The 11,836-nt window shown below is 64.3% G+C and carries 14 protein-coding genes and 1 tRNA gene; 9 read left to right on the top strand and 6 right to left on the bottom strand.

Annotated features, from left to right (window positions below; translation table 11 throughout):
* The first annotated feature begins 2 nt into the window (after positions 1-2).
* From ACWPM1_RS14450 to ACWPM1_RS14470, 5 genes are all read left to right on the top strand, one after another.
* A complete protein-coding gene (locus tag ACWPM1_RS14450) occupies positions 3-686 on the top strand; it encodes a site-2 protease family protein (RefSeq protein ID WP_455695640.1) in 684 nt (227 codons plus the stop codon).
* Positions 673-1,683, top strand: a complete 1,011-nt coding sequence (truB, locus tag ACWPM1_RS14455; RefSeq protein WP_455695614.1) for a tRNA pseudouridine(55) synthase TruB — start codon at positions 673-675, stop codon at positions 1,681-1,683. The genes ACWPM1_RS14450 and truB overlap by 14 nt, the downstream gene beginning before the upstream one ends.
* Positions 1,680-1,949 carry a 30S ribosomal protein S15 gene (gene rpsO / locus ACWPM1_RS14460; RefSeq protein WP_455695615.1) on the top strand — a complete coding sequence of 90 codons (270 nt, stop codon included), beginning with the start codon at positions 1,680-1,682 and terminating at the stop codon, positions 1,947-1,949. The genes truB and rpsO overlap by 4 nt, the downstream gene beginning before the upstream one ends.
* 166 nt (positions 1,950-2,115) lie before the next feature.
* Positions 2,116-4,443, top strand: a complete 2,328-nt coding sequence (gene pnp / locus ACWPM1_RS14465; protein WP_455695616.1) for a polyribonucleotide nucleotidyltransferase — start codon at positions 2,116-2,118, stop codon at positions 4,441-4,443.
* 82 nt (positions 4,444-4,525) lie between these two features.
* The gene (locus ACWPM1_RS14470) at positions 4,526-5,206 is read left to right on the top strand and encodes a spermidine synthase (RefSeq protein WP_455695617.1); all 681 of its coding nucleotides are present in this window, start codon (positions 4,526-4,528) and stop codon (positions 5,204-5,206) included.
* On the opposite strand, the gene ACWPM1_RS14475 is transcribed toward ACWPM1_RS14470, so the two are convergent.
* Entirely contained in the window at positions 5,207-5,731 is a 525-nt protein-coding gene (locus ACWPM1_RS14475) for a DUF1993 domain-containing protein (RefSeq protein WP_455695618.1), read from the bottom strand.
* 67 nt (positions 5,732-5,798) lie between these two features.
* Entirely contained in the window at positions 5,799-6,476 is a 678-nt protein-coding gene (locus ACWPM1_RS14480) for a GcrA family cell cycle regulator (RefSeq protein ID WP_455695619.1), read from the bottom strand.
* 86 nt (positions 6,477-6,562) lie between these two features.
* Here ACWPM1_RS14480 and ACWPM1_RS14485 point away from each other — a divergent pair, with 86 nt between their 5' ends.
* Positions 6,563-7,429 (top strand): ABC transporter permease, encoded by an 867-nt coding sequence (locus tag ACWPM1_RS14485; RefSeq protein WP_455695620.1) that lies wholly within the window; start codon positions 6,563-6,565, stop codon positions 7,427-7,429.
* Here ACWPM1_RS14485 and ACWPM1_RS14490 read toward each other — a convergent pair.
* Positions 7,419-8,006, bottom strand: coding sequence for a hypothetical protein (locus ACWPM1_RS14490; RefSeq protein WP_455695621.1), 588 nt, complete (start codon positions 8,004-8,006; stop codon positions 7,419-7,421). The genes ACWPM1_RS14485 and ACWPM1_RS14490 overlap by 11 nt on opposite strands.
* Before the next feature lie 42 nt (positions 8,007-8,048).
* Positions 8,049-8,429, bottom strand: a complete 381-nt coding sequence (gene hspQ / locus ACWPM1_RS14495) for a heat shock protein HspQ (protein WP_455695622.1) — start codon at positions 8,427-8,429, stop codon at positions 8,049-8,051.
* 160 nt (positions 8,430-8,589) lie between these two features.
* Between hspQ and ACWPM1_RS14500 the strand changes: the two genes are divergently transcribed.
* A tRNA-Ser gene (locus ACWPM1_RS14500) sits at positions 8,590-8,679 on the top strand.
* A gap of 153 nt (positions 8,680-8,832) precedes the next feature.
* The gene (locus ACWPM1_RS14505; protein ID WP_455695623.1) at positions 8,833-10,038 is read left to right on the top strand and encodes a tyrosine-type recombinase/integrase; all 1,206 of its coding nucleotides are present in this window, start codon (positions 8,833-8,835) and stop codon (positions 10,036-10,038) included.
* Here the strand turns inward: ACWPM1_RS14505 and ACWPM1_RS14510 are convergent.
* Together ACWPM1_RS14510 and ACWPM1_RS14515 are read right to left on the bottom strand one after the other, a co-directional pair.
* Positions 9,988-10,185, bottom strand: a complete 198-nt coding sequence (locus ACWPM1_RS14510; protein WP_235510491.1) for a DUF5818 domain-containing protein — start codon at positions 10,183-10,185, stop codon at positions 9,988-9,990. The two genes, ACWPM1_RS14505 and ACWPM1_RS14510, sit on opposite strands and share 51 nt — an antisense overlap.
* Before the next feature lie 5 nt (positions 10,186-10,190).
* The gene (locus ACWPM1_RS14515) at positions 10,191-10,775 is read right to left on the bottom strand and encodes a lytic transglycosylase domain-containing protein (protein WP_455695624.1); all 585 of its coding nucleotides are present in this window, start codon (positions 10,773-10,775) and stop codon (positions 10,191-10,193) included.
* Between the two features lie 230 nt (positions 10,776-11,005).
* On the opposite strand from ACWPM1_RS14515, the gene ACWPM1_RS14520 reads away from it, so the two are divergent.
* Complete coding sequence (locus tag ACWPM1_RS14520) at positions 11,006-11,818, top strand: DUF7146 domain-containing protein (RefSeq protein WP_123321790.1); 813 nt, start codon at positions 11,006-11,008, stop codon at positions 11,816-11,818.
* The last annotated feature ends 18 nt before the right edge of the window (positions 11,819-11,836 follow it).

Raw genomic sequence — 11,836 nt, forward strand, 5'->3', positions numbered from 1 at the left:
GGATGTCCGAAACGCTGCAGCTCGCGCTCCTGCTCATCCCCTGCCTGATCGTCGCCATAGTGTTCCACGAGGTCGCGCATGGGTGGACCGCGCTCGCGCTGGGCGATCCCACCGCCAAGGAGCAGCGGCGCCTCAGCCTCAATCCCATTCGCCACGTCGATCCGATCGGCACGCTGCTGGTGCCCGGGGCGATGGCGCTCTTCGGCGGGCCGATCTTCGGCTGGGCCAAGCCGGTGCCGGTCAACTTCGCGCGGCTGAACAATCCACGGCTCGGCATGATGCTGGTGGCCGCCGCCGGGCCCGGAACCAATATCCTGCTTGGCGCGCTCGGCGCAGTGGCGATGGGGCTCTACGCGGGTTCGCTTACCGCGCCGCCCGAGGGAGCGAGCGAGTATGTCCTCGGCGGACTGCTGCTGTTCATTACGATCAACGTGTTCCTTGCGCTGTTCAACCTGCTGCCGATCCCGCCGTTCGACGGTTCGCATATTCTGGAAGGGATTCTGCCGCGCCGCCTCGCGCACCACTACGCCAAGCTACGCAATGTCGGCATGCTGCTGTTCATCGCGCTGATCGCGGCGACGTGGGCCTTTCCGGACGCGGGGATCATCGAGAACACCGTCGGCCCGCCCGTCGAGTGGGTGCGCGGCCAGTTCCTCAGCCTGGCGGCTTGGGTTGCCGGTGCCTGACAAGCCGAATGGCTGGCTGATCCTCGACAAGCCGCGCGGCCTGGGTTCGACTCAGGCGGTCGCGGCGGCCAAGCGCAACTTGCGCGACGCGGGCTTCGGCAAGGTCAAGATCGGTCACGGCGGCACCCTCGATCCGCTCGCCGAAGGCGTGCTGCCGATTGCGCTCGGCGAGGCGACCAAGCTCGCCGGGCGCATGCTCGACGCGAGCAAGATCTACGAGTTCACGATCCAGCTCGGCGAAGAGACCGATACGCTCGACACCGAAGGTTCCGTCGTCGCGCAAAGCGACCGGCGTCCGCCGATAGCAGCGGTCGCCGCCGTCCTCGATCACTTCACCGGGCCGATCGAGCAGATTCCGCCGGCGTATTCGGCGATCAAGCTCGACGGGCGGCGCGCGTATGATCGGGCACGCGGGGGCGAGGATGTGGAGATGCCGGCCCGCCTGGTGACGATCCACGAGCTGGAGCTCGCGCATCCCCGCGCGGACGAAGCGATCGGTTCCTCGTTTGCCACGACCGCCGGCCGACCCGACCCTTATGATCCGGGCACGCCACTGGAGCTGGCCGACAGCATTACCCTGCGCGCCCAGGTCTCCAAGGGCACTTACATCCGCTCGCTGGCACGGGACGTCGCACGCGCCCTGGGCACGGTCGGTCATGTCACCTATTTGCGCCGCACCAAGGCCGGTCCGTTCGGCCAGGAAGCGGCGATTTCGCTGGACATGCTCAATGAAATCGGCAAGGGCGCGCGGCTTCAAGACCACCTCCTGCCGCTGGAGGCGGGGCTGGACGGTATCCCGGCTCTCGACCTCGATTGGACAAGCGCGCAGGCGGCCCGACAGGGCCGGGTTCTGTCCGATCAAGCCTTGCCCGACGGGCTCTTTCTCGCGCGATACGCCGGCGTGCCGGTGGCGTTGATGGAGGCCGAAGGGGGGACGGCAAGCGTCGTCCGCGGCTTCAACCTACCCCTCGATACCGTGAAAGACGAAGTGACATGACCATTACTGCCGAAAAGAAGGCCGAAGTCATCAAGGACAACGCCCGCGAAAAGGGCGACACCGGCTCCCCCGAAGTGCAGGTCGCGATCCTCACCGAGCGCATCCGCAACCTCACCGAGCACTTCAAGGGTCACCACAAGGACAACCATTCGCGCCGCGGCTTGCTGATGATGGTCAACAAGCGCCGCACGCTGCTCGCCTATCTCAAGAAGATCGACGTCGAGCGGTACAACGCGCTGATCGCGAAGCTCGGGCTTCGCAAGTAAGAGTTTCTCGAAAGGGCGGCGAAGGCCGCCCTTTCGTTTATCCGGCCATTCGCATTCGGCGGATTGGCCTCTGGGGCGCGAAAAGCCCCGCACCGGACCGGGACGGCTTCCCCGGATTTGAGGCCCCGCACCGCAATATGGCCGTGCGGGTCACGAAGGAAAAATGATGTTCGACACCAAGACTGTATCGATGGAGTGGGGCGGCAAGACCCTCACCCTGGAAACCGGGCGCATCGCGCGCCAGGCCGATGGCGCCGTGCTGGCGACCTATGGCGAGACCGTGGTGCTTTGCGCCGTGACCGCCGCCAAGAGCGTGAAGGAAGGGCAGGATTTCTTCCCCCTTACCGTCCACTATCAGGAAAAGTTCTTCGCCGCCGGGCGCATCCCGGGCGGCTTCTTCAAGCGTGAACGCGGCGCGACCGAAAAGGAAACGCTGGTCTCCCGCCTGATCGACCGGCCCTGCCGTCCGTTGTTCCCCGAAGGGTTCTACAACGAGATCAACGTCATCGCCCAGGTGCTTAGCTTCGACGGCGAGGTCGAGCCCGACATCGTCGCGATGATCGCCGCTTCGGCTGCGCTGACCATCTCGGGCGTGCCCTTCATGGGCCCGATCGGCGCTGCGCGTGTCGGCTATGTCGACGGCGAGTACACGCTCAACCCCCGCCAGCCCGAAGCCGCTGAAGGCGCGCTCGACCTCGTCGTCGCCGCCACCGGCAACGCGGTGATGATGGTCGAATCCGAAGCCAAGGAGCTTTCGGAAGAGATCATGCTCGGCGCGGTGCTGTTCGCGCACGACGAGATCAAAAAGGTCGTCGGCCTGATCTGCGATCTGGCCGAGCAGGCCGCCAAGGATCCGTGGGACGTCGCCACCAGCGACAACACCGCGATGAAGGCGGACATCAAGAAGCTGATCGGCGCCGACGTTGCCAAGGCCTACGGCACCAACGACAAGTCGGCCCGGCGCGAGGCGCTCGAGCTGACTCGCCAGAAGGTCAAGGACCACTACGCGGACCAGGACGGTCAGACCGTGATGACCGCGATTAAGCTGACCAAGAAGGTCGAGGCGGACGTGGTCCGCGGCGCGATCCTCAAGGATGGCAAGCGCATCGACGGCCGCAAGACCGACCAGGTTCGCCCGATCGAGAGCCAGGTGCACATCCTGCCCCGCGCGCATGGTTCGGCGCTGTTCACTCGCGGCGAGACGCAGGCGATCTGCACCACCACGCTGGGGACCAAGGACAGCGAGCAGATGATCGACGGGCTGGAGGGCCTCTCCTACTCGAACTTCATGCTGCACTATAACTTCCCGCCGTACTCGGTCGGTGAAGTCGGCCGCTTCGGGGCGCCTAGCCGCCGCGACACCGGCCACGGCAAGCTGGCATGGCGCGCGCTGCGTGCGGTGCTGCCGACGAAGGAAGAGTTCCCTTACACCATCCGCGTGGTGTCTGACATTACCGAGTCCAACGGCTCGAGCTCGATGGCCACGGTGTGCGGCGGCAGCCTCGCGCTGATGGACGCCGGCGTGCCGATCAAGCGCCCGGTTTCCGGCATCGCCATGGGCCTCATCCTCGAAGGCGATGAGTTCACCGTCCTCAGTGACATCCTCGGCGACGAGGATCACCTGGGCGATATGGACTTCAAGGTCGCCGGCACGTCCGAAGGCATCACCACGATGCAGATGGACATCAAGGTCGCCGGAATCACCCGCGAGATCTTCGAAGCGGCGCTCAATCAGGCGAAGGCCGGTCGCGCGCACATCCTCGGCGAAATGCAGAAGGCGCTGGGCGAAGCCCGCACCGAACTGTCGGCGCACGCGCCGCGCATCGAGACGATGCAGATCGACAAGTCGAAGATCCGCGACATCATCGGCACTGGCGGCAAGGTGATCCGCGAGATCGTCGCCGAGACCGGCGCCAAGGTGGACATTGACGACGAGGGCCTGATCAAGATCAGCTCGAGCGACCTCAGCCAGATCGAGGCCGCGCGCAAGTGGATCTCCGGCATCGTGGAAGAGGCTGAAGTCGGCAAGATCTACGACGGTAAGGTCGTCAACATCGTCGACTTTGGTGCGTTCGTGAACTTCATGGGTGGCAAGGACGGTCTCGTCCACGTCAGCGAGATGAAGAACGAGCGGGTCGAGAAGCCGACTGACGTTGTCAGCGAAGGCCAGGAAGTGAAGGTCAAGGTTCTCGAGATCGATCCGCGCGGCAAGGTCCGTCTGTCGATGCGGGTGGTCGACCAGGAAACCGGCGCCGAGTTGGAGGACACCCGTCCCCCGCGCGAACCCCGCGAGCCGCGCAGCGGCGGCGGTGACCGTGGCGGCGACCGTCGCGGGCCCCGCTCCGGCGGGGGCGACCGGGGCGGACGTGGCGGCGGCGATCGTGATCGCGGCCCGCGCCGAGACGGCGGCGGTGATCGTGGCCCGCGGCGTGACCGCGAGGATCGTCCCTCGGGTGGCGGCGAAAGCCACATCCCGGACTTCCTCAAGGACTGATCCGGTCTGAAATCGGGCAAGGGCCGTCGGAGCGATCCGGCGGCCCTTTCCTTTTGCGCGCCTGCCTGCGAGGGCATCGAAAATGCTCCCTCGCGAAACCATTGCCACAGCTCAAATCCCGGGCGGCGACACGCTGACGCTGGTTCGCCATGGAAGCGACCACATCGTCATGCTCGGCCGCGAAGAGTTGATGGGCACGCGGATGCGCTTCTCAGAAGAGCAGCTCGCGGTGCTGACGCTCGAGCAGCTCGGCAATTCTGCGCCCCGATTGCTGATCGGCGGCTACGGTATGGGCTTCACCCTCCGCGCGGCGCTCGCCGCTATGGGGCCCGAGGGGCGCGTAGTGGTCGCCGAGATCGTGCCCGAGATCATCGAGTGGGCGCGCGGGCCGCTGGCCGGCCTCACTGGGGACAGCCTCGAAGACCCGCGGCTCGATATCCAACCGTGGGATGTGCGGGCGATCATCGACGATGCCGTCGATGGCACCACCCTGCGCTACGACGCGATCCTGCTCGATGTCGACAATGGGCCCGACGGTATCGTCCGCGAAGGAAACGAGCGGCTCTACACCCGCACCGGCCTCGCCCGCGCCCGCGACGCGCTGGAACCCGGCGGCTTGCTGGCGGTGTGGTCTGCTGCGCCCGATCCGAAATTCACGCGCCGCCTTGGCGATGCGGGCTTCGCCGTCGAAGAGCGCACGGTCCGCGCGCGCCCCAACAACAAGGGCCCGCGTCACACGATCTGGTTTGCAAAAGCGCCCTAATCAGCCGCGTTTGATGCGCAGGCGCCCCATGAAGTCCCGCTTGCCGATCGGCATGCCCTTCATCCGCAGGATGTCGTAGGCCGTGGCGGCATGGAAATAGAGGTTGGGGGTGGAGAAGCTGAGCAGAAAGTCCTGGACGGTGAACTCTATCCGGGTGTCACCCATCACGAATGCCATGTCGCGATCCGCCATCGCCTCCAGCTCGGCAGGATCGATCGACTCGACCTCCGCGATTGCGTTCGCGAGCTTGGCGTCGAGCTCAGCGTAACTAAGTGGGGGTGGGTCCATCGCGGGCGAGAACACGCCCTCGCGGCACTTCGCGAGAGATCCCGATGTATGCTCACGGCAACTTTTGATCTGATAGGCTAGAGGCAGCATGTCCTCAGCCAGGCGGGCTGTCAGCAGCTCGCGCTCTCCGATGCTCTGGCTCTCTGCCCACTCCTGCGCCTTTGACAGCAGTCGCTGCGTGGCCTGGAGCTGTTGCAGCCAGTTGGGAATGATCGCGTCGTGAAGGGAAAGCGGCATCGATGAGTTCCTCGGTCAAGAAAAAGGCCCGGCAGTCTCGCGACGGCCGGGCCTTGTTGTCTCTGTTCTAGCGCACCCGCGGCCCGCCGAATGGGAGCGGCGGAGGGGGCCGGCGCGCACCTCGCGGCAGCTGCGCCTGGTACGCGCGGCCACAGTGCTCGACGCAATACGGGAACCCTGGGTTCACGTTGACGCCGCAGAAATGGAAGTCCGCCTCGCCCGGGTGCCCCATCGGCCAGCGGCAGACCTTGTCGTTGAGGTCGAGCAGGCTGGTCTTATCGGCAATTTCGGGGCTAGGCTTGGCCGGCACCAGGCGGCGTGGCGGCGCGGGCGGAATCGGCGCCTGCTGGTCGCCAGGGCCTTGGCGCAGGAACCCGCCCGGCCCGACCGATACGACCCGCGGCATCTGTGAAGACGGATTGGGCATCGGCTGGCTCTGCGCATCGCTGGCCGGGGCCGGGGTCGGCTGCGCCGCTGGCTGGAGCCGGGTCGGCGGCGGCAAGGGCTGCTTCTTCACCGGCGGGCGGATCGCCTCCGCCGCCGGGGCGGCAGCCTGTTTCTTTGGTTCGGGCTTCTCTTCGTTGGGTTTCACGGGCGAAGGACGCGCCTTGAGACCCAGGCGGTGCGCCTTACCGATCACGGCGTTACGGCTGACACCGCCCAGCTCGTCTGCGATCTGGCTGGCGGTTGCGCCGCCCTCCCACATCTTCTTCAGCGTTGCGATGCGTTCGTCGGTCCAGCTCATCGGAAGGTATGTTGTCCTGTCAATTCGTGCGCGGCGCCGTGACGACCCGCTTGTCTGCGAGGGCGCTTGGCCCTAGTCGCCGCGCCATGGCCGATCAAGCCCAGCCCGTCGAGATCGCCGCGCCCGCCGTCGCGGTATTCCGTCCGCGGGGTGAGCCGGTGATCCAGGGCGTCAACCGGACCGGTTTGTGGAGCCTCTATATTAAGGAGGTTCGGCGATTTCTCAAGGTGCAGACCCAGACGATCTGGGCGCCGGCCGTCACGACGCTGCTGTTCCTCGTGATCTTCAGCGTTGCAATGGGCCGCAGCGGGCGCGAGGTGCTTGGCGTACCTTTCGCGACGTTCGTCGCCCCGGGCCTCATCGTCATGGCCATGATGCAGAACGCCTTCGCCAACTCGAGCTTCAGCTTCCTGTCGGGCAAGATCCAGGGGACGATCATCGATCTGCTGATGCCGCCGCTCTCCACCGGCGAGCTCATGACCGGGATCGTCGGCGCGGCGGTTACCCGCGCAGTCGCGGTCGGGCTGGCCGTGGGGCTGGCGATGCTGCTCTATCCGGGGGTGAGCCTGGCGATGGCGCATCCCTGGGCGGTGGCGTGGTTCGGCCTCATGGGCGCGGCGATGCTCGCGCTGCTCGGCCTGATGACCTCGATCTGGGCGGAGAAGTTCGATCATGCCGCGGCGGTGACCAACTTCGTGGTCGCGCCGCTGAGCCTGCTGTCGGGTACGTTCTACGTGATCGATAACCTGAGCCCGCTGTTTCAGACGATCAGCCGCGCCAATCCGTTCTTCTACGTGATCAGCGGCTTCCGCTTCGGATTCCTGGGCGAAAGCGACATCGGCAGCACCAATCAGGCAGTAGTGTGGAGCGCCCTCGGGCTGGGTCTGTTTAACCTGGTACTGGGCGGGGCCACCTACGCGCTGCTGCGCTCGGGCTGGAAGCTCAAGAGCTAGCCTTTAAGCCTAACTGCGCGTGGAGCACGCGATCGGCCGCCATCACGTCCGCCACGGTACCGATCGAGAACGAGGCCTTGCGCACGTCGCCCTCGCTATCGCGTGTGCTGCCGAGGTCGAGCCGCAGATCGCCCTCCGCATTTCGGCCTTCGCTGCGGCTGAATTCGCGGATTTCCTTGAGTTCGACCGACTTGGTCCAAAGCCGGCTCCCGAACAACGCGATCCGCAGCACCCGCCGGTCGGTGATCGCGAACAGCGTGCGGCTCGCGCCGAACAGCGGGAGGAAGGGGGCAGCCATCATGCCGAGCCCGACGAGCACGAACGGCAGTCCGAACAGCGGGAACGCCCACGAGAGCACGCCGATGGTTCCCGATGCTGCCTGTGCACCCATGCTCGCGCCGGCCATCCAGGACAGCGAAAATGCGGTCCACGGCACGGCGAACAGCCAGATACCCAGGCCGCCCCAGCTGACTCGCGCCAGCCGCCGGCCGCTCCATAGGACGCGTTCGCCGGGTTGCAACTCGCGCTCTAGCGCCAGCGCCATGGGGTCGGTAGCAGATGGTGTGGTCAGGTCCATCCGCGCGCTTTGTAACGGTGTGCGGTTGGCAAATCGTGAAAGCTAGTGGGTCAGCCCGCGGCGCAGGCGGTAGCGCCCTTCGGCGAAGTCGTCGAACAGTTCGGGCACCTGCGGGTGATCGACCGGGCCGTTGTCGGCGTCGGGCAGCAGGTTCTGCTGGCTGACGTAAGCCACATAGGACGAATCGCCGTTCTCGGCCAGCAGGTGGTAGAAGGGCTGGTCCTTGTGCGGGCGCACCGCCGCGGGAATCGCTTCGTACCATTCGTCGCTGTTGGCGAAGACTGGGTCGATATCGAACACCACCCCCCGGAAATCAAACACTCGGTGGCGCACTACGGCGCCGATTCCGAAGCGCGCGCTCGTGTTGAGTGGCGCCTCGATTGTGCGTCCGGCCTGGGGAGAGAAGAACTGTGCGCGGTCCATAGTGCCCGAGAATATAGGTTTTCGTAAGTCTCTAACAAGCCAGCGGCCGAGAGTGTTCCACCGCCATGAACGCGAACGGGTCTTGGCAAGGCGGGATGCCTCGGCTAGGCGGCGCCTCGCTTCGGCCGGGACCGCCGCGTCCCTTGGCATACGACCTCGCGGAGAGGTGGCAGAGTGGTCGAATGCGCCGCACTCGAAATGCGGTGTGCGGGCAACCGTACCGTGGGTTCGAATCCCACCCTCTCCGCCAACTACCAATTCCCTATACTTCCCGGATTGTCTCCAAAAGCGGCAGATTTCCGCCATTTTCTGGCTTGCTGTCTTCTCAGTCGTTCTCTATATGTTTCCCTGCATCTCGCGCATGGTGTGGGGAAGAATGTGGGGAAAGGAGTTCGGCGGACACATGGGCAGCTTAACCGCGGTCAAGCTTAGAAACCTCAAGGATGCCGGGCGCTATTCCGACGGCAACGGGTTGATCCTCGTCCTCAATCAGTCCGGCAAGGCAAGCTGGATCGTGCGCGTGCAGAATGCTGGACGCCGAAGGGATATAGGAATCGGCTCCTATCCTGAAATTTCATTGGGCGAGGCGCGCGAGACCGCTGCGGACGTCCGCCGACAGGCCAAGGCCGGGATCGACGTTATCGCCGAGCGCAAGAAGGAGAAGAAGGTCATCCCCACCTTCCGCAGCGCCGCAGTTAAAGTCCACGAAGAGCACAAGGCTAGTTGGAAGAACGGCAAACATCAGGCCCAATGGCTTGCGACGTTAGAGACGTATGCCTTTCCTCACATTGGCGAGCGGCTCGTCTCTGAGATCGAAGGCCCCGCAATTCGTGATGCTCTAGCACCAATCTGGCTCGCTAAGCCGGAAACCGCCCGCCGGGTTCGGCAGCGAATAGGCACGATCCTCGACTGGTCCTATGCGAAGGGTTATCGGACCACCGAAGCACCAATGCGCTCAATCGCGAAGGGATTGCCAAGGCAGCCCAGGAAGTCGGGCCATTTTGCGGCGATGCCTTTTGAAGAGGTCCCTGCGTTTCTCGCGAAGTTGCGTAGCCGCACCTCAATCGGCCGCTTGGCCTTGGAGTACCTGATCCTCAACGCTTCGCGCTCGGGCGAGGTGCGGGGGGCATGTTGGTCGGAGATCGATCTCAAGGCAGCGGTTTGGACGATTCCTGCCGAGCGCATGAAAATTAACCGCGAGCATCATGTTCCACTTACGCCCCAAGCCCTGGATGTCCTTGAAAGAGCCCAGGTATTCCGCTGTGAGGCGAGCGACCTTGTCTTCCCTGGGCAACGACCGAAGCTTCCGATGTCCGACATGACATTGCTGAAGATCGTGCGTGACATGGATCTCGATTGCACCGTCCACGGCTTTCGCTCCTCGTTTCGCGATTGGGTCGCCGAGGAAACTGATTATCAGGGAGAAGTGGCAGAGGCGGCTCTCGCCCACACAATTTCGAACAAGGTTGAAGCCGCGTATCGGCGAACCGATTTCTTCGCGAAGCGCAAGAACCTGATGCGGGATTGGGCGGATTTCTGTTTAAGCAGGGAGCAAAGGTCAATGGGCCGGAGAACCGATCCAGGCGGCCCGCAGCCGATCGAGTCCTGAAACTACGCCTTCGGCAATGATGTCGTTACCCACAAGAGCGCTATCGGGTGCGCAATCTTCGAGGATCCAACGTTCACCTGCATCGGTAATGACCGCGAATCCGCGGGGAGTGTGTTCAAGGCGTCCGGTGATGCGTTTGCGATTCATGTCGATTAATTTGTGTATGCCATCCAACGACCGAGAACGTTGCGCACATAACCCGGCGTCTCGCGATTCCTTGGAATCCCGCCTGCCTTCCTCACGGCGCCGGGTCCAGCGTTGTATGCGGCAAGGGCGAGATGTACCGATCCGAACCGATCTAGCATCTGCCTGAGGTAGCGCGCACCACCCTCGATATTCTCCCTCGGATCATGCCGGTTTGCGACGCCGAGTTCGCGGGCGGTGGCCGGCATCAGTTGGGCCAGACCTGCCGCCCCTACGGGACTGACCGCAAGCGGGTTGAACCGGGACTCCGCCCAGATCAGAGCCTGAAGAAGCCGCGGCGGTAGCCGATACCTTAACTCGGCGTCGCGGATGAGCGGCAGGTAGATCGCTTCCCGATAGCCGGAAACGACTGCGCGAAACGCAAGTGTACTTTCCGTCGAGCGCGGACTGCTTTCGCTGCCCAAGCTTTCCGCACTGGGCCCAACCGACGCTCCATAGTCGTGATCGAAAATTCGAAATTCCTGAGCGATTGCTCCTTCGGCAGCCGTCAGGCTCGCTGCACAGATCAAGCCTGCAATGAACCGGCTTACCATTTCGCGTTCTCCTCGATTACTCCGAATCACAAGAGAACATAAAAAGAACATCAACCTGTAGGAAAGCGATTAAACACCGCAAAGAGGAGAGGCAGCGCTGGGGACGCGAGCAGACGATACGGAGTCTTCCGATGCAGGTCCGAAGTGAAGGTCAGAACACACAATCCCTCGAAGCAACTGCTCGCCAGCTCTGCAAAAGCCGCGGCGGGCGCTGGTCCGGTTCCAAGGGCATGGCCCGGTGCCCGGCTCACGATGATCGCACTCCCTCGCTCGGCGTCACGCTGGGCCGACGTGCTATCCTGTTCCATTGCTTTGCCGGGTGCGACCAAGCGAGCGTGATTGACGCTTTCAGAAGGGAGGGGCTTTCGCCCGCGCAGCTGTTCGGCGGCCTTCCGCCGAATGCCGGAGAATCGACGGTTGAGCGGTTGCCCTCGCGGGGTGCGCTCCGGACATGGCATGGCGCCTCGCCCCTGAACGACAGCCCGGCCAAAGCTTATCTCGAAGCGCGGGGTATCACGGCTGTCTCGCCCGCGCTGCGCTTCAACTCCCGAACGCCTCTAGGGCCCAAAGGCCGCGCGCAATTCATTCCAGCAATGATTGCAGCCGTCAGCCTCGACGAAGGGCCAATCGCTATTCACCGAACATTTCTCGATGCGGAGGCGCCCAGCCTCGCTGCATTCGACGGCCCGAAGCGTGCACTCGGTGCGCTCCGATCAGCCGCCGTGCGACTGTTCCCTGCGATCGATGGAGTGCTGGGCATCGCCGAAGGTGTTGAAAGCGCGCTCTCAGCTCGCGCACTCACCGGCGTCCCGTGCTGGGCAACGCTTGGTAATGAGCGCTTTGCGCTCGTCTCGATCCCCGAGAGTGTCACCGAGCTCCATCTCTTTGTCGATTACGATGCAGGCGGCCAAGTGGCGGTGGAACGCGCGCTCCAGAGCCATGCGCTCGAAGGCCGGACCATCCATGTCCGGCGTCCTTCAAGGCGCGACACCGACTGGAACGACGAACTGGTGAACTGGCTCGCCCGCAAGCGGGCTTCGTAGAGAAGAGAAAGCTTTGGC

This window comes from Tsuneonella sp. HG249, from assembly GCF_053819205.1.